Here is a 16,425-nt window from a genome sequence, read left to right as displayed (position 1 = left end):
GTAACCACCCGCCCCCCAACCCCGGAGCACCCGCATGCATGACGACCGCAACCTGGTCGAAGCCCGCCTCAAGCGCGTCCTCGACGAGCGCGTCCGCCCCGCCGTCTACCCCGAGTCCGTGCCACTGGACGTCGCGGTGTGGAACGCGCCCGGCGAGCCCGTCCCGGTGGAGGAGGGACTCGCGGCCGAACCCGAGCCCATCCAGGCCGGCGCCCGCTGGGGCGCGCCGTGGGGCACCAGCTGGTTCCGCGTCACCGGCACCGTGCCGAAGGAGTGGGCCGGGAGGACCGTCGAGGCGATCCTCGACCTCGGCTTCGACGAGAACATGCCCGGCTTCCAGTGCGAGGGCCTAGTCTACCGCCCCGACGGCACCCCGGTGAAGGGCCTCAACCCGCGCAACCAGTGGGTGCGGATCGGCGCCCCCGTCGAGGGAGGCGAGGAGGTCCGCCTGCACGTCGAGGCGGCCTCCAACCCCGTGATCCTCGACTACCACCCCTTCGTGCCCACGCAGCTCGGCGACAAGGACACCGCGGGCAGCGAACCGCAGTACACCCTCGCCCGCATGGACCTCGCCGTCCTCGACGAGACGGTGTGGAACCTGGTGCTCGACCTGGAGGTCCTCGGCGAGCTGATGGCCGAGCTGCCGGTGGACTCGCCGCGCCGCTGGGAGATCCTGCGCGCCGTCGACCGTGCGCTGGACGCCATCGACCTCCAGGACGTGGGCGGCACGGCGGAAGCGGCCCGTTCCCGCCTCACCGAGGTGCTGTCGGCCCCCGCCGTGCCCTCCGCGCACCGCATCAGCGCCGTCGGACACGCGCACATCGACTCGGCGTGGCTGTGGCCGCTGCGCGAGACCGTGCGCAAGGTGGCCCGGACCACCTCCAACATGACCGCCCTCCTGGAGGACGAGCCGGACTTCGTCTTCGCCATGTCCCAGGCCCAGCAGTGGGCGTGGGTGCGCGACCACCGGCCCGAGGTGTGGGCGCGGGTCAAGAAGGCCGTGGCCGACGGGAGGTTCGTGCCGGCCGGCGGAATGTGGGTGGAGTCGGACACCAACATGCCCGGCTCCGAGGCGATGGCCCGCCAGTTCGTGCACGGCAAGCGGTTCTTCCTCGACGAGTTCGGCGTCGAGAACGACGAGGCGTGGCTGCCGGACACCTTCGGCTTCGCGGCGGGCCTCCCGCAGATCATCAAGGCGGCCGGCGCCAAGTACCTGCTGACGCAGAAGATCTCCTGGTCCCAGACGAACAAGTTCCCGCACCACACCTTCCGCTGGGAGGGCATCGACGGCACCCGGATCTTCACCCACTTCCCGCCCGTCGACACCTACAACTGCTCCATGAAGGGCAGCGAGATCGCCCACGCGGCGAAGAACTTCAAGGACAAGGGCGTCGCCCGGCACTCCCTCGCCCCCACCGGCTGGGGCGACGGAGGCGGCGGCACCACCCGCGAGATGATCGCCAAGGCCGCCCGGCTGCGCGACCTCGAAGGCTCGGCCACCGTCGAGTGGGAGACCCCGCACGCCTTCTTCGAGAAGGCCGAGGCCGAGAACCCCGAGCCGCCCGTCTGGGTCGGCGAGCTGTACCTGGAACTGCACCGCGCCACCCTCACCAGCCAGGCCAAGACCAAGCAGGGCAACCGCCGCAGCGAACACCTCCTGCGCGAGGCCGAGCTGTGGGCGGCCACGGCCGCCGTGCGTGCCGGGTTCCCCTACCCCTACGACGACCTGGACCGGATCTGGAAGACGGTCCTGCTGCACCAGTTCCACGACATCCTGCCCGGCTCCTCCATCGCCTGGGTGCACCGCGAGGCCCGCGCCACCTACGACCGCGTCGCCGAGGAGCTGAACGGCATCATCGACGCCGCCCAGCGCGCCCTGGCCGGCGAGGGCGACACCCCGCTGGTCTTCAACTCCGCCCCGCACGCCCGGACCGGGGTCCCGGCGGGCGCCGCCGCGTCCCCCGCCACGGAGGGCCGGACCGGCTCGGCCCCCCGTCCCGGCGGCGGCCACATCCTCGACAACGGCCTGCTGCGCGTCGAGATCGACGACCGCGGCCTGGTCGTCTCCGCGTACGACCTCGCCGCCGACCGCGAGACCATCGCGCCCGGCGGCGCGGGCAACCTGCTCCAGCTCCACCCCGACTTCCCGAACATGTGGGACGCCTGGGACGTCGACGCCTTCTACCGCCACACCGTCACCGACCTCACCGACGCCGACGAGGTCGCACCCGGCGACGACGGCAGCTCGGTGCGCGTCGTCCGCTCCTTCGGCTCCTCCCGCGTCACCCAGGTGCTGACCCTGGTGCCGGGGGAGCGGCGGCTGGAGGTGGACACCGAGGTCGACTGGCACGAGACGGAGAAGTTCCTCAAGCTCGCCTTCCCGCTCGACGTGCACGCCGAACGGTACGCGTCGGAGACCCAGTTCGGGCACTTCCACCGGCCCACCCACACCAACACCAGCTGGGAGGCCGCCAAGTTCGAGGCCTGCAACCACCGCTTCGTGCACCTGGAGGAGCCCGGCTGGGGCGTCGCCGTCGTCAACGACTCGACGTACGGCCACGACGTCACCCGCACCGTCCGCACCGACGGCGACTCCGGTACGACCACCACGGTCCGGGTCTCCCTGCTGCGCGCCCCGCGCTTCCCCGACCCCGAGACCGACCAGGGCGTGCACCGGTTCCGGCACGCGCTGGTGCCGGGCGCGGGCATCGGCGACGCCGTGCGCGAGGGCTGGCGGATCAACGTGCCCGAGCGGCACGTCACCGGCGGTGCCGGGGAGGTCGCGCCGCTCGTCACGGTCGACCGGGACGCGGTCGTCGTCACCGCCGTCAAGCTCGCCGACGACGGCAGCGGCGACGTCGTGGTCCGCTTCCACGAGGCCCACGGCGGCCGGGCCCGCGCCACGCTCACCACCGGGTTCGCGGCCGCCGACGTGCAGGTGACCGACCTGCTGGAGCGCCCGCTGCCGGACACGGAGGCCCCCCGGACGGAGGGCGACCGGATCACCGTACGGCTGCGTCCGTTCCAGCTGATGACCCTGCGGCTGAAGCGCGCGTAGCGCCCCGGCCGGCCCGGCTCACGCGGAAGAGGTGAGCCGGGTCGGCGGCAGGTACTCCCGCACATACGTCCGCTCCCAGCACGCGCCCGTCTCCCGCAGCTCGTGCCAGGTCGTGTACCGGTACCGGAAGAGCCGGGCGCGCACGAAGCGCGGCGGCGCGTCCGGCGGGAACGGGGAGCGGCGCAGCAGCCGCAGCGTGGCGCGGTCGTTCTCCAGCAGCCGTTCCACGAAGGTGCCGAACCACGACCCGGCGTAGGAGGGCGACAGCGCCGCGAACCACATCAGCCAGTCCAGGCGCAGATGGTACGGCGCGAACTGGCGCGGCCAGCGGCGCGGATCACCGGGTTTGCCCTTGAACTCGTACTCCCGCCAGTCCCCGTCCTTCCGGGCCACCTCGTCGGCGGTGCCCTCGACCACGATCTCGTACCGGACCCGGCTGACCGAGCCGAAGGCGCCGTAGGTGTTGACCAGGTGGAGCGAGTCGAAGGAGCGGTTCATCACCTGGCGGCGGGAGATCATGTTGCGCACCGGCCGATGGCTCAGGAACACGAGCAGCACCGCCACCGCCAGGACCACCACCTCGTACCAGAGCGGCGCGGCGGCCGTGGACGGGTGGCCGCCCGGGAAGCGGACCACCGACAGGGCCAGCACGATGGTGATCCAGTTGAGCCAGGAGAAGTTGCCCGACAGCACCAGCCACAGCTGGGTCGCGATCATCAGCGCCGCGGCAGCCGTCGACACGGGGTGCGGGGCGAACAGCAGGAACGGCACCACCAACTGGGTGACGTGGTTCGCGGCGACCTCGACCCGGTGCAGCGGCCGGGGGAGGTGGTGGAAGAACCAGCTCAGCGGGCCCGGCATCGGCTGGGTCTCGTGGTGGTGGTCCAGGCAGGTCAGCTTCCGCCAGCACTCGTCGCCGCGCATCTTGATCAGCCCCGCCCCGAACTCCACCCGGAACAGCAGCCAGCGCAGCAGGAACAGGACCACGACCGGCGGCGCCACCTCCTCGTTGCCGAGGAACACCGCGACGAAGCCCGTCTCCAGCAGCAGCGACTCCCAGCCGAACGAGTACCAGGTCTGTCCGACGTTGACGATCGAGAGGTACAGGATCCACGGCACCAGCCACAGCAGCATCGCGCCCCACAGCGGCAGCAGCGAGTCGGCGCCCGCCGCCAGCGCCGCCGACACCGCGCAGCCCGCCCAGGCGCAGCCCGCGAAGAGCCGGTCCGAGTAGCGCCACTGGAACAGGCTCGGCGCCCGCCGGAACGGCACCCGCTCGACGAAGCGGGGCACCGGCGTCAGCCCGCGCTCGCCGAGCAGCGCCCGGAACTGGAGCGCGGCCGTCAGGAAGGCGACCAGGTACACGACGGCCAGGGCCCGCTGGAAGACCAGCCGGGCCGGCCAGTAGTCGGGTGCGGTGAACCACTCCACGGCCGGGCTCCTCTCGTACGCGCTCCGTGTACCCGCCCCGGCGGCCCGGATCTCCTCCTGCTCTGTCCGGCGGACCAGGACTCGAAGATTCCGGCAAATCCTGGCAAGGTGGGGTCCATGTCTGATCGGGGAGCGAGCGCCCCGTCACTCCCGGACGACTGGCCCGCCCACCCGGACCCGATCCTGGCGCTCAACCGCATGGGCAGCTTCGACTGGGACCTGGACGCCGGACTGTTCCACATGGACGCCCAGGCCCACGAGGTGTTCGACCTGCGCCCGGAGGAGTACGACGGGCGCCCCGAGTCGCTGTCGCTGCGCGTGCCCACGGCGGAGAGCCGCCGCATGGACACCATCGTCGCCCGCGCCATGAAGGACGGCAGCGAGAACTACGGCACCTACTTCCGGCTGCGCCGCCGCGACGGCACCCTGCGCTGGACCCACACCCAGGGCTACATCCGCCGCGACGAGACCGGCCGCCCCCGCCGCATCATCGGCATCGTCCGCGACGCCACCCAGGAGATGGCCGACATCGCGGCCAACCGCGAGCAGGCCGCGCTGGACGAGGCCCGCCGGCGGCTCACCAACGTCGTCCAGCTCGCCACGGCCGCCCTCGCGCACGCCCGCACCGTGGACGACGTCATCGACGTGCTGCGCGACACCCACGGCCTCACCCGGCTGGGCGCCACCAGCCTGGTGATGGGCCTGGTCGAGGCCGGCCGCATCCGGCTGGTCGCCGACGGTCCCGAGAACAGCTTCATCCCCGGCACCCGCGTCACCCGGATCGACGAGCCCTACCCGATGAGCGAGGCCGTGCGGACCCTCAGCCCCCGCTTCATCGAGTCGCCGCAGGAGTTCGCGGAGCGCTACCCCGGGCTGTGGGAGGGCATCACCCACCTGAACATCACCGCCGCCGCCTACCTGCCCCTGATCGCCCAGGCCCGGCCGATCGGCGCCATCGGGCTGCTCTACAGCGACCGGCAGGGCTTCTCGGCGGAGGACCGCAACGTCCTGGTCGCGCTCGGCAGCGGCATCGCGCAGAGCCTCCAGCGGGCCATGCTCTACGAGCAGGAGATGGACCTCGCCGAGGGCCTCCAGCAGGCCATGCTGCCGCGCACCATCCCCAGCGTGCCCGGCTGCGACGTCGCCGTCCGCTACCGCGCGGCCTCCATCGGGGGCACCCTCGGCCGGGACATCGGCGGCGACTGGTACGACCTGATCCCGCTGCCCGGCGGCCGCGTCGGCGCCGTCATCGGCGACGTCCAGGGCCACGACACGCACGCCGCCGCCGTCATGGGCCAGCTGCGCATCGTGCTGCGCGCCTACGCCGCCGAGGGCCACCCGCCGGCCACGGTGATGGCACGGGCCTCCGTCTTCCTGCACGAGCTGGACACCGACCGCTTCGCGACCTGCCTGTACGCCGAGGCCGACCTGGGCACCGGAGTGGTCCAGGTGGTGCGCGCCGGACACATCGACCCGCTGCTGCGCTTCGGCGACGGCACCTGCCGGCTCGTCCGCGTCGAGGGCGGACTGCCGCTCGGCCTGTCCGCCGAGTTCGGGCGCCTCGCCTACCCGGTCGCCACGCTGGAGCTGGACCCGGGCAACACCCTGCTGCTGTGCACCGACGGCCTGGTCGAGCAGCCCGGCGCCGACCTCGACGAGGGCATGGCGGTCCTCACGGCGCTGATCAGCTCCGGGCCCCAGGACGTGCGGGACCTCGCCGACCGGCTCATCGACGTGGCCGACGAGCGCCGCGGCGACGACGACGTCGCGCTGCTCCTGCTGCGCCGCCACGGCCTCGGCGCCCCCAAGACCTTCGGCCGCGTCCAGCAGCACGTGTCGCCGGGCGACCCGGAGGGCCTCACCGAGGCCCGGCACATGGTCCGCGCCGCCGTCCGTTCCTGGGGGGCCAGGGGCCAGAGCGACGAGATCGAACTGGTCGCCGACGAGCTGATGACCAACGCCCTCATGCACACCGAGGGCTCCGCGATCGTCACCCTGCGGCTGCTCACCGGGACCGACCGGCGACTGCGGGTCGAGGTCGAGGACTCCTCCAGCGCCCTGCCGCGCCGCCGCGAGGCCGGGGACGACGGGGTCTCCGGGCGGGGGCTGCTCCTGGTCGACACGCTCGCCGACGGATGGGGCGTGGAAGCGCGCGGCGGCGGCAAGGTCGTCTGGGCGGAGTTCGTGGTGGCGCACGCCGCGGGCTGACCCCACTGGCACTGTCGGCGGCCGGTGGCACTCTTGACGTATGCCAGAACTGCCCGAGGTCGAGGCGCTCCGCGACTTCCTGACCGAGCACCTCACCGGCCGCGAGATCGTCCGGGTCCTGCCCGTGGCGATCAGCGTCCTCAAGACGTACGACCCCCCGCTCACGGCGCTGGAGGGCCACCGGGTGGCGGGCGTGCACCGGTACGGCAAGTTCCTCGACGTCCAGACCGCGGGCGGCCCGCACCTGGTGACCCATCTCGCCCGGGCCGGCTGGCTGCACTGGAAGGACAGCCTCCCCAGCGGCATGCCGAGGCCCGGCAAGGGCCCGCTCGCGCTGCGGGTGGCCCTGGAGACCGGCGCCGGCTTCGACCTGACGGAGGCGGGCACCCAGAAGCGGCTCGCGGTGTACGTCGTGGCCGACCCGCAGCAGGTGCCCGGCGTGGCCCGGCTCGGCCCCGACCCGCTCGCCGACGACTTCGACGAGGCGCGCTTCGCCGCCCTCCTCGACGGGGAGCGGCGGCAGCTCAAGGGCGCCCTGCGCGACCAGAGCCTGATCGCGGGCGTGGGCAACGCGTACAGCGACGAGATCCTGCACGCCGCGAGGATGTCTCCGTTCAAACTGGCCGCCTCGCTGACCGACGAGGAGACCGCCCGGCTGTACGCGGCCCTGCGCGGCACGCTCACCGAGGCGGTGGAACGCTCGCGGGGCGTCGCCGCCGGGCGCCTGAAGGCCGAGAAGAAGAGCGGACTGCGGGTCCACGGGCGGGCCGGGGAGCCCTGCCCGGTGTGCGGCGACACCGTCCGCGAGGTCTCCTTCAGCGACTCCTCGCTCCAGTACTGCCCGACCTGCCAGACCGGCGGCAAACCGCTGGCGGACCGCAGGATGTCCCGGCTGCTGAAGTGACGGCGGCGCCGCGGTGGGGGAGGTCCCCCGGGGCGGCGGTCATCCGGCCGGCAGGGTCACCAGGTGGTCGCCGTCCGCCGTCCGCACCTCGTAGCGGTCGATCTGGTCGGGATGCAGTGCCGCCCCGCCGCGCACGGTGTGCGGCCGGTCCTCCTGCCCCGGGACCATCCAGCTGGTGATCGTCTGCTCGGACCCGTCGCGGCCGACGGCCACGAGCCGGCACGAGCGCGGGCCGGCCCCGTCCTTGACCTCGAGGCGCACGCCGGTGCCCCAGGCCTCGTCCTCGGCCGTGATCCGCGCCCACACCCCGGAGCGGGCGTCGGTCGCGGTGAGCGGCGCCGCCGGGTCGCCCTGGCTCGCGTACAGCACGGCGCCGGGCCCGGCCACGGCGCACACGACGGCGGCGGCCACGGCGTACAGCACCCGCCTGCGGCCCGCCCGGTGGCGCGTGGCCACCTCGGACAGCAGCCGGTCGAGCAGGCGCGGGGCCGGACTGGCCAGGGGGTGGACCAGACGGGGTGTCGCCTGCCGGTACAGCATCAACTGGCGGGTGGCCGGACCGAATTCCGTCACCTGGGCCGTGCACCTGGGGCATTCCATGAGGTGGTCCTCGAAGCGGAACGCTTCCACCTCGTCCAGCACGCCCAGCGCGTAGGCGCCGACGTCACCATGCCCTTCCAGGGACCTCATGCCGAATCCTCGTACCGTTGGGTGCGGGTGGGGTTACTCCTTGCTCCCACCCGTACGCACCCGACAGCCGAATCACTCAAGCCGCGATCGAATCGCAACCTAGGTGTTCGGAGCGGTCCGGGGCGCGGATTGGTCCGTCCCCGGGGAGAGTCCGGGAGCCGGCCCGCGAGCCGGCCGCGAGCCCGCCGCGGCGTCCGGCAGGACGGCTAGAACAGGTGGATGGCGAGGTGCCCGAGCGGCAGCCCGAGCTGCCAGGCCGGCGTCCATACCTTCGGCCCCTCGTCCTCCCCGGTCACCGCCGCACCGCCGGGGACCGCGTTCAGGTCCGGGGCGAGCAGTTCGGTCTCCTGGAGCCAGCGCCAGGCCGCCCGGGCCAGCTCCAGGTCCGGCGAGTGGCGTCCGGCGGCCACCGCGTCGGCCGTGGCCTCGGCGAGCCGCCCGTGCACCCACTCGTGCCACGGCTGGTCGTACGCCGTCAGGGAGAGCCAGGTCTCCAGGTGGGTGACGACGCGGATGCCGCTCAGCTCGTCGTCCGTGTCGGACAGGAAGACGGTGAGCGCCAGCGCGTCGCGTCCGGCGCGGAACTCGAAGGACGTCGGCGGCATCAGGTCGCCGGTCCGCAGCAGCTCGTCGGCGATGTACTCGGCGTACAACCACGCCATGGGAACGCTCAGTTCGCCCCCACCGGTGCCGTCCGTGCTCTCTTGGCCTCTGTGCAGCATCCCTTCCTGCCTTCCTCCGGTGCGTGCGCGTCGCCCGACCGGGTCGTGGACCCCCGTCCGGAACACGGATGAGGACAGCCGACTGCCCAACCGGGGTCCCGGGCAAGGCGCTTTACGGAGGCTTGACCAAAGGGCCGGTTTCACCGCAGGTCGGCGGCGTACCCCGGTAGCACCCTGCGCATGGCGCGCAGCGCGTAGTACGCGCGGGACTTCACGGTACCGGGTGGGATGCCGAGGGCCGTCGCGGCTTCCGCCACACTCGCCCCCTGGAAATACACCAGCACCAGGACTTCACGGTGCTCCGGAGTGAGTGTCTTCACAGCCTCGCGCACATCGAGGGCCGCGGCGGCCCGTTCGGCGTGGTCCGCGCAGACCCGGGCGTTCTCCAGTACGGCGTCGCCGACCTCCGGGGGGCGGGCCTGGCGGGCGCGGCGCGCGTCGATCGCGAGCCGCCGCGCCACGGTGAGCAGCCATGGCCGTACGGAGTCGAAGTCGTCGGCGCGCAGGGCCTCGGGGTGTTGCCAGGCGCGGACCAGGGTCTCCTGCACGAGGTCCTCGGCGCGTTGCCGGTCGCCGTCGCTGAGCCGCAGCAGCAGCGCGAAGAGCGGCCGGCCGTGCTCGCGTTGCAGTGCGGCGAGCTCGTGCTCGGCGGTCGTCCCGTTCGCTGTGTCCGTGAGGGTGATTCCGGCCGTCATGGCCGTATCGCACCGCAGGGCCCCGGACGGGGACAGGGCGCACGCACAGGTGTGCGGCGGACGGTCGATCGCGTCGACGAACGGTTCGACGAACGGTCGGTGCGCGGCCGGCGGAGATCCCCGCCCTCTGTTCCCGCACGCCGGACGGGCTAAAGGGCGTGTCGGAGCCGCTTGTGACGGGTCGTAACTCTTTACCTGTTTATAAGTAAATGTGACTTTTCATCGGTGTGTGCGACCCAGCGGAGTGAACGGATGATCACACGCAGTCGGCAGGTGGCCCTGGCCCTGACCGCCCTCCTCACCGCGGGCGCGGCCTGCCAGGCCCGCGACCACGAGCCGCCGAAACCACCCGCCCCGGCCCCGCCCGCCGCCGTCGAGGGCGCCTTCACCCTGGTCGCCTCCGGTGACGTGCTCCCGCACGACTCGATCATCGAGCGGGCCCGCTTCGACGCCGGCGGCACCGGCTACGACTTCGGCCCTATGCTCGCCGGCGCGCGGCCCGTCGTCTCGCGCGCCGACCTCGCCCTCTGCCACATGGAGACCGTCTACGGCGCGAACGGCGACTACAGCGGCTACCCCCTCTTCAAGTCCCCGCCCGAGGTGGCGAAGGCACTGGCCGCCACCGGGTACGACGGCTGTTCCACCGCCTCCAACCACAGCGTCGACGACGGCGCGGAGGGCATCCGCCGCACGCTGGACGCCCTCGACCGGGCGGGCGTACGGCACGCCGGTACGGCGCGCACCGAGGGCGAGGCGGACACGGCGACGGTCCTGCGCGCGGGCCGGGCCCAGGTCGCCCACCTCGCCTACACCCTCCACACCAACGGCCACCCCCTTCCCGACGGACAGCCCTGGGCGGTCGGCCTGATCGACGAGGCGCGCATCGTCGAGGACGCGCGGGCGGCCCGGAAGGCCGGCGCCGACGTCGTCGTCGTGTCGCTGCACTGGGGCACCGAATGGCAGGACGCGCCGGACCAGGACCAGGTGGCGCTGGCCCGGAGCCTGACCGCCGCGCGCACCGGCGACCGCCCCGACATCGACCTGATCCTCGGCACCCACGCCCACGTCCCCCAGGCCTACGAGAAGGTCAACGGCACCTGGGTGATCTACGGCATGGGGGACCAGATCGCGGGCGAGATGGTCAACGGCGAGGGCGTCCGCGACCCGCGCGGCAACCAGTCGACCATCGGCCGCTTCACCTTCGCCCCGCCCGACCGGGCCGGCGAACGCTGGAAGGTGACGAAGGCCGAGTTCGTCCCGCAGCTGTTCGACGTCGACGCCGGCCGGGTGGTGAACCTCAACCGGGCGCTCGAGAAGGGCGCCGAGCTGCGGGGCGTGCGCGACCGCATCCGCGACGTGGTGCTCAGCCGGGGCGCCGCCGACGACGGACTGGTGATGGGCGAGTAGCCGGTGACGGGGGAGCGGGGGAGCGGCTAACGGCGGGCCAGCTCCGACTTGCGGTACGAGTAGGCGAAGTAGATCACCAGGCCGACCACGAACCACACGGCGAACCGCACCCAGGTCTGCCACTGGAGGAACGTGATCAGCCAGATCGAGAAGACGATGCCCAGCGCCGGCACGAACGGCATCCACGGCGTGCGGAAGGTGCGCGGCAGGTCCGGCTGCCGGTAGCGCAGCACGATCACTGCCGCGCACACCACCACGAACGCCAGCAGGATGCCGATGTTGGTCAGCTCCGCCGCCTCGCCGATCGGCAGGAACCCGGCGATCACGGCGGACGCGCATCCGACGATCCAGGTGACCCGGGTCGGCACGTGCCGCGTCGGGTGCGTCTTGGCGAACCACTTGGGCAGCAGCCCGTCGCGCGACATGGAGAACCACACCCGGGTGACGCCCAGCATGAACGTGAACATCACCGTGAGGATGCCGATGATGGCGCCCACCGCGATGATGTCGGCCAGCGAGCTGAGCCCCACCGACTTGAACGCCGTCGAGAAGCCGCTCTCCGGGTCGATCTCCTTGTAGTTCTGCATGCCGGTCAGCACCAGGCAGGCCGCCACGTACAGCACCATCGAGATGATCAGCGAGTAGATGATCGCCTTCGGCATGTGCCGCTGGGCGTCCTTGGACTCCTCGGCCGCCGTCGACATGGCGTCGTAGCCGAAGACCGCGAAGAACACCGTCGCCGCACCGGTGAACGCACCGCCGACCCCGAACGGGAAGAACGGGTGGTAGTTCGAGCTGTTGATGTGGAAGACGCCGACCCCGATCACCAGCAGCACGACCAGCACCTTCAGCACCACCACGACCATCTCGAAGCGGGCCGCGTTCCTGATGCCCAGCGTCAGCAGGTACGCGATCAGCAGGCACAGCACGGCCGCGAACAGGTCGACCCTGTGCCCGTCGCCGGTCCCCGGCGCGCCCAGCATCCAGTTCGGCAGGTCGGCGCCCATCTCGCCGACCAGGAAGCTGAAGTAGCCCGAGATGCCGATCGCGACCACCGCCACGATCGCCGTGTACTCCAGGAGCAGGTCCCACCCGATGAACCAGCCCACCAGTTCGCCCAGGACCGCGTAGCCGTAGGTGTAGGCGGAGCCCGCCTTCGGGATCAGCCCCGCGAACTCGGCGTAGGACAGGGCCGCCGCCGCACTCGCGACACCGGCGATGAGGAACGAGATCAGGACCGCCGGACCAGCCGTGCCGTTGGCGACCGTCCCGGCCAGCGTGAAGATGCCGGCCCCGATGATGCCGCCGACGCCGATCGCGGTCAGCTGCCACAGGCCCAGCGAGCGCACCAGGCCGCCGCCGCTCTCCGTCTCCTCGATGTGCTCGATGGGTTTGCGGCGGAGAACACCCTCACCCATGCGGAACCGGGCCATGCGCCTCACCTCTTCGTGAACGGCAAACGGCTGACGGTGGATCATGATGACGCACACACGACCGTGACGGAAGACACGACGCACGAAGGACCCGACACGCACACACCGCACCGACGGGTGCGCGCGGTGCCACGGACCCGACGCGACCGGCGGGTGCGCGCGGTGCCACGGACCCGACGCGCGCTACGGCACCACCGTCACCGGCCAGCGTCCGGACTTCACCAGCCGCACCGCCACCGAGCCGACGAACCGGTGACCGGCCTGCTCGGAGGCGCCCACCACCACCGCGTCCGCCTTCAGCTCGTCGGCCGTCTGCACCAGGCCGCTGTACGGGTCGCCGCGGAACGTGTGGAATTCCCAGCGGATGTCGAATATCCCCTTCACCCGCTCGGTCGCCTCCCGGATCTGGGCCACCAGCTCCTCGGCGATCTCGTCGGTGGTCTCCGCCACCGACGCCCCGAGCGCCGCACCCCCCGCCAGTACCGGCTGCACGTACACCACCGCGAGCAGGGCCCCCTGCCGCCTGGCCAGCCCACCGGCGTAGGCAGCGGCCCGCAGCGAGGAGTCGGAGCCGTCCACACCGACGACGATGACCTTGGGTCCGTCCGTGCCGCGTTCGAACTGATGGGAGTGCTGTTCCGTCACGCGGCGAGGCTATCGGAGTCCCCGGTGATCTTGAGCCGGGCGGGTGGTTCCGTGCCGCCGCGCCGGTGTTGCTCAGGTGCGGCGCACCCTCACCGGGCGACTGATGAGTCATGGAGAAGCATCAGTTGCTCACCCGCCGCACCCTGCTCACCGGCGTCGCGGCCCTGGGCGCGGCCGGCGCCGGCGGCGCACTCGCCCTGGGCCGGGGAAACGGGCCCTCCCGTCCGCCCGCCCCCGTACCCGCTCCCGGCCCCCCGCAGCGCAGCCCGCTCAAGCCCTCCGAGTACCGCCTCCAGCCCCTGACCGGCTACGGGGCCCCGCGCGCCGCGCCCCGGCGGCCCCCGGTGCGCAGCGAGCCGATCCTGCGGATGACGGGCCGGGGCCGCACCATGCTGCTCACCTTCGACGACGGCCCCCACCCCGAGTACACCCCCGAGATCCTGGACACCCTCGCGAAGTACGAGGTGCACGCGACGTTCTTCGTGTGCGGGGAGATGGCGGACTACAACCGGGACCTGCTGACGCGGATGGCGGACGAGGGCCACGTGGTCGGCAACCACACCTGGTCCCACCCGCTGCTGACGAAACTCTCCCGGCGGCGCATCCGCTCCGAGATGGAGCGCACGAGCGAGATCGTCGAGAAGGCCTACGGCGAGGCGCCCCGCTGGTTCCGGGCCCCGTACGGAGCCTGGAACCGCGACACCTTCCAGCTCGGCTCCGCACTCGGCATGGAGCCGCTCGCCTGGACCGTGGACACCCTCGACTGGACGACACCCGGCACCGGCACCATCGTCGACCGGGTCGAGGAGGGCGCGGCCCCCGGCGTCGTGGTGCTCTCGCACGACGCCGGGGGCGACCGCTCGCAGAGCGTCCGCGCCCTGCGGCGCTACCTGCCCGAACTGCTCGACTCCGGCTACCACCTCACCGTCCCCCGGCGGCGCCTGATCTGACCGCCGACGGCGCACCCGCCCGGCCGGGGCCGCTCAGCGGACCTCGACCAGGCGGGCGAACACGACGACGTTCCCGTCGTAGCCGTTCTCCTTGGTGAAACCGCCCCCGCAGGTGATGACCCGCAGTTCCGGGGTGCCCTTCGAGCCGTAGACCCGGTCGCCCGGGAAGTTGTTCGTCTCGAACACCTCGATGCCGTAGACCTCGAAGACCGCCGTCTTTCCGTCCTGGCGGTGCACTTCCACCTTGTTTCCCTTTTTCAGGGCGCCGAGTCCGTAGAAGACGGCGGGGCCCTGCTGGTTGTCGACGTGGCCGACCACGACCGAGGTGCCCTTCTCCCCAGGGGTGACGGCGCCGGTGAACCAGCCGGCCAGGTTCGGGTCCTCGGGCGGCGGCGCGTCCACCCAGCCGTCCGGGTCCAGACCGACCCCCATGACCGGCGCGTCGACCTGGATGGCGGGGATGGAGACCTGGTCGGGCACCGAGTACGGCAGCGGCGCGACGCCGGAGGCGGCGGCCTCGCCGGGGGCTGTGCGGGTGTCCGGTGCGGCGGCCGAGGCCGGCTGCGGCGGGCCCACGTCGAACTCCCCCGAGCCGTTGCGGATGAGCGCGAGACCGGTCAGCAGAACAAGCGCTATCACGCCCCAGGGAGCGCGCTTCCGCCGCCGCTCCTCCTCTTCGGCCAACTCGGAGTCGTACATTCGCCTTCCCCTCTCGACCCGGCCGTCGCCGGATCATCCGCGCATACCAGCACGCTAGGCGGCGTGCGGGGGACCGGCGACGGGGCGGCGGCGAACGGGTGGTGCGCCGCCTTCCGTGAGCCATCCGGGAGGTGACGGGCGGAGATTTTCTGACGGTGCGTGACCTGCGGCGATATCCACTCGCGCGGTTTCGGCCCACCGCCCCTCTCACCAGGACGGACCATTCCCGAAGTGCGGCTGCGCGCAGGTCAACTGAGGGTCTTTCTGGGAGGCGCTTTCTCGCCGATCGACCGGGGACGGGACCCGGGGCGTCTTCCGCGGAGGATCACATGCGCAACACTCGTGCCCTCGCGGCAGCCGGCGCCGCGGTCGCTGTCCTCGGTCTGGCGGCCCCCGCGGCCACCGCCGGCGGGGACCACAACCAGCCGAGCAACATCGTCGCCCTGCCCAGTGTGATCGCCCGCGGCGGCCAGATGACCGTCACGGTCGACGGCTGCCCCCAGGGCGGCACCATGACCTCGGACGCGTTCCGGACCACCCACCTGACCCCGGTCAGGGGAGCCAACGAGACGTCGAAGGGCACCGCCACCATCAAGCAGGACGCCCGGCCGGGCTCGCACGACATCACCGTCAACTGCTCGGGGCGGCGGCTGACCCGGCCGGCGGCCTTCACCGTCATCGGCGGTGTCCGCGGCGGCCTCGGCGGCAGCAGCTCCAGCGGGGCGACCTCGACCGACATCGCGATCGGCGGCGGGCTCGTCGCCGCGGCCGTCGCCGGCGGCGGTCTGTTCTGGCTGCGCCGCCGGTCCGAGCGGCGGATCTGACCGCACGGCGGAGGACACCGGCAGCACTTCGCCCCGGATCCGGTGGGATCCGGGGCGAAGTGCCGCGCGCGGTGCGGGTGGGTCAGGTCCGGTTCTCGCCGGAACGGCGGCGCGAGAGGTGGTACGCGGTGCCCACCGCCCCCGCGACGAGTGCCGCGCCGATCCCGATCTGCTTCACGTCGAACCCGGCGACGCTGCCGCCCTCACCGGCGTGCACGCCCTTGTCGCGCCAGGGCTCGTCGGACGGGCGGTGCGAGCCGCCGGCGATGGTCAGGTCCACGGTGCCGGTCTTGTCCCGGCAGGCGAACGTCACCCGGTAGACCGCCCCGCGCCGGGCTTCCCGGTCGACACGGGCCGTCGCGGACGACTCGTGCCGCGGAATGGTGACCGTGTCGAACACCGGCGAGGTGACCGTGACCCGCCCGTGGCAGCCCGCGGCGGTACGGCCCACCCCCACAGTGACCTCGCCGCCCGGCGCCACGGTGGCGGGGGAGACGGTGAAGCCGAACGTGTCCGAGCCCACGGCCCCGGCCGGCACGCAGGCGGAGAGGGCCGCGGCGCCCAGCAGGGCGACCGAGGCGACGGGTATCGCGCGCATGGTGAATCCTCCGGGTCCCCGAGGAGCAGCGGCGGACCTGTTCCGCCCGCGCCAGGAATGCACCTCGATGTCCGAAACGCTAGGAAGCCGTGCACGTCGCCGCGATCGCTGTCGCGCGAATGGGGCAAGAGTGTGGGCCGCTCAGGGGACGGTGACGGCGT

Annotated in this window: 14 protein-coding genes; 6 read left to right on the top strand and 8 right to left on the bottom strand. The window is 72.6% G+C overall.

Translation table 11 applies throughout. The features are described from left to right. Nucleotides 1-34 precede the first annotated feature (34 nt). Nucleotides 35-3,058: a glycoside hydrolase family 38 C-terminal domain-containing protein gene (locus OHA99_RS03185; RefSeq protein WP_366471483.1), complete on the top strand. Its 3,024-nt coding sequence runs from the start codon at nt 35-37 to the stop codon at nt 3,056-3,058. Between the two features lie 18 nt (nt 3,059-3,076). Here OHA99_RS03185 and OHA99_RS03180 read toward each other — a convergent pair whose 3' ends face one another. Then, on the bottom strand, nt 3,077-4,489 hold the full coding sequence (locus tag OHA99_RS03180) for a lipase maturation factor family protein (protein WP_405693876.1): 1,413 nt from the start codon (nt 4,487-4,489) through the stop codon (nt 3,077-3,079). A 117-nt stretch (nt 4,490-4,606) separates the two neighbouring features. Between OHA99_RS03180 and OHA99_RS03175 the strand changes: the two genes are divergently transcribed. Both OHA99_RS03175 and OHA99_RS03170 read left to right on the top strand, forming a co-directional pair. Continuing rightward, on the top strand, nt 4,607-6,697 hold the full coding sequence (locus tag OHA99_RS03175) for a SpoIIE family protein phosphatase (protein ID WP_153176722.1): 2,091 nt from the start codon (nt 4,607-4,609) through the stop codon (nt 6,695-6,697). A gap of 40 nt (nt 6,698-6,737) precedes the next feature. Next, on the top strand, nt 6,738-7,601 hold the full coding sequence (locus tag OHA99_RS03170; RefSeq protein ID WP_405693872.1) for an Fpg/Nei family DNA glycosylase: 864 nt from the start codon (nt 6,738-6,740) through the stop codon (nt 7,599-7,601). 39 nt (nt 7,602-7,640) lie between these two features. Here the strand turns inward: OHA99_RS03170 and OHA99_RS03165 are convergent, their stop codons facing one another. The 3 genes from OHA99_RS03165 to OHA99_RS03155 form a co-directional block, all read right to left on the bottom strand. Further along, nucleotides 7,641-8,291 carry an anti-sigma factor family protein gene (locus tag OHA99_RS03165; protein ID WP_381500769.1) on the bottom strand — a complete coding sequence of 217 codons (651 nt, stop codon included), beginning with the start codon at nt 8,289-8,291 and terminating at the stop codon, nt 7,641-7,643. Between the two features lie 206 nt (nt 8,292-8,497). After that, nucleotides 8,498-9,013, bottom strand: coding sequence for a hypothetical protein (locus OHA99_RS03160; protein ID WP_164381351.1), 516 nt, complete (start codon nt 9,011-9,013; stop codon nt 8,498-8,500). Between the two features lie 140 nt (nt 9,014-9,153). Further along, entirely contained in the window at nt 9,154-9,708 is a 555-nt protein-coding gene (locus OHA99_RS03155) for a sigma-70 family RNA polymerase sigma factor (protein WP_007389266.1), read from the bottom strand. Between the two features lie 252 nt (nt 9,709-9,960). Between OHA99_RS03155 and OHA99_RS03150 the strand changes: the two genes are divergently transcribed. After that, on the top strand, nt 9,961-11,115 hold the full coding sequence (locus tag OHA99_RS03150; protein ID WP_405693868.1) for a CapA family protein: 1,155 nt from the start codon (nt 9,961-9,963) through the stop codon (nt 11,113-11,115). A 26-nt stretch (nt 11,116-11,141) separates the two neighbouring features. Here OHA99_RS03150 and OHA99_RS03145 read toward each other — a convergent pair whose 3' ends face one another. Then, entirely contained in the window at nt 11,142-12,548 is a 1,407-nt protein-coding gene (locus tag OHA99_RS03145; protein ID WP_153176717.1) for an amino acid permease, read from the bottom strand. Between the two features lie 183 nt (nt 12,549-12,731). Further along, complete coding sequence (locus tag OHA99_RS03140) at nt 12,732-13,193, bottom strand: universal stress protein (RefSeq protein ID WP_007389268.1); 462 nt, start codon at nt 13,191-13,193, stop codon at nt 12,732-12,734. Nucleotides 13,194-13,303: 110 nt separating this feature from the next. Between OHA99_RS03140 and OHA99_RS03135 the strand changes: the two genes are divergently transcribed. Next, the gene (locus OHA99_RS03135) at nt 13,304-14,143 is read left to right on the top strand and encodes a polysaccharide deacetylase family protein (protein WP_153176716.1); all 840 of its coding nucleotides are present in this window, start codon (nt 13,304-13,306) and stop codon (nt 14,141-14,143) included. A gap of 33 nt (nt 14,144-14,176) precedes the next feature. Here OHA99_RS03135 and OHA99_RS03130 read toward each other — a convergent pair whose 3' ends face one another. Beyond that, nucleotides 14,177-14,842, bottom strand: coding sequence for a class F sortase (locus OHA99_RS03130; RefSeq protein ID WP_153176715.1), 666 nt, complete (start codon nt 14,840-14,842; stop codon nt 14,177-14,179). A gap of 329 nt (nt 14,843-15,171) precedes the next feature. Here OHA99_RS03130 and OHA99_RS03125 point away from each other — a divergent pair, with 329 nt between their 5' ends. Beyond that, nucleotides 15,172-15,666, top strand: a complete 495-nt coding sequence (locus tag OHA99_RS03125; RefSeq protein ID WP_061440977.1) for a hypothetical protein — start codon at nt 15,172-15,174, stop codon at nt 15,664-15,666. An 82-nt stretch (nt 15,667-15,748) separates the two neighbouring features. On the opposite strand, the gene OHA99_RS03120 is transcribed toward OHA99_RS03125, so the two are convergent. After that, complete coding sequence (locus tag OHA99_RS03120) at nt 15,749-16,264, bottom strand: hypothetical protein (RefSeq protein ID WP_405693863.1); 516 nt, start codon at nt 16,262-16,264, stop codon at nt 15,749-15,751. Between the last annotated feature and the right edge of the window lie 161 nt (nt 16,265-16,425).

Source organism: Streptomyces coelicoflavus, from assembly GCF_045041415.1.
GTDB lineage: Bacteria > Actinomycetota > Actinomycetes > Streptomycetales > Streptomycetaceae > Streptomyces > Streptomyces coelicoflavus.
This window is presented reverse-complemented; position numbering and strand designations above follow the sequence as displayed.

Bases quoted from the DNA above. Each gene is read 5' to 3' on its own strand.
- OHA99_RS03165 (WP_381500769.1), bottom strand. From the start codon at position 8,291: ATGAGGTCCCTGGAAGGGCATGGTGACGTCGGCGCCTACGCGCTGGGC.
- OHA99_RS03120 (WP_405693863.1), bottom strand. From the start codon at position 16,264: ATGCGCGCGATACCCGTCGCCTCGGTCGCCCTGCTGGGCGCCGCGGCC.
- OHA99_RS03130 (WP_153176715.1), bottom strand. From the start codon at position 14,842: ATGTACGACTCCGAGTTGGCCGAAGAGGAGGAGCGGCGGCGGAAGCGC.
- OHA99_RS03170 (WP_405693872.1), top strand. From the start codon at position 6,738: ATGCCAGAACTGCCCGAGGTCGAGGCGCTCCGCGACTTCCTGACCGAG.
- OHA99_RS03185 (WP_366471483.1), top strand. From the start codon at position 35: ATGCATGACGACCGCAACCTGGTCGAAGCCCGCCTCAAGCGCGTCCTC.
- OHA99_RS03150 (WP_405693868.1), top strand. From the start codon at position 9,961: ATGATCACACGCAGTCGGCAGGTGGCCCTGGCCCTGACCGCCCTCCTC.
- OHA99_RS03125 (WP_061440977.1), top strand. From the start codon at position 15,172: ATGCGCAACACTCGTGCCCTCGCGGCAGCCGGCGCCGCGGTCGCTGTC.
- OHA99_RS03155 (WP_007389266.1), bottom strand. From the start codon at position 9,708: ATGACGGCCGGAATCACCCTCACGGACACAGCGAACGGGACGACCGCC.
- OHA99_RS03175 (WP_153176722.1), top strand. From the start codon at position 4,607: ATGTCTGATCGGGGAGCGAGCGCCCCGTCACTCCCGGACGACTGGCCC.
- OHA99_RS03135 (WP_153176716.1), top strand. From the start codon at position 13,304: ATGGAGAAGCATCAGTTGCTCACCCGCCGCACCCTGCTCACCGGCGTC.
- OHA99_RS03160 (WP_164381351.1), bottom strand. From the start codon at position 9,013: ATGCTGCACAGAGGCCAAGAGAGCACGGACGGCACCGGTGGGGGCGAA.
- OHA99_RS03145 (WP_153176717.1), bottom strand. From the start codon at position 12,548: ATGGCCCGGTTCCGCATGGGTGAGGGTGTTCTCCGCCGCAAACCCATC.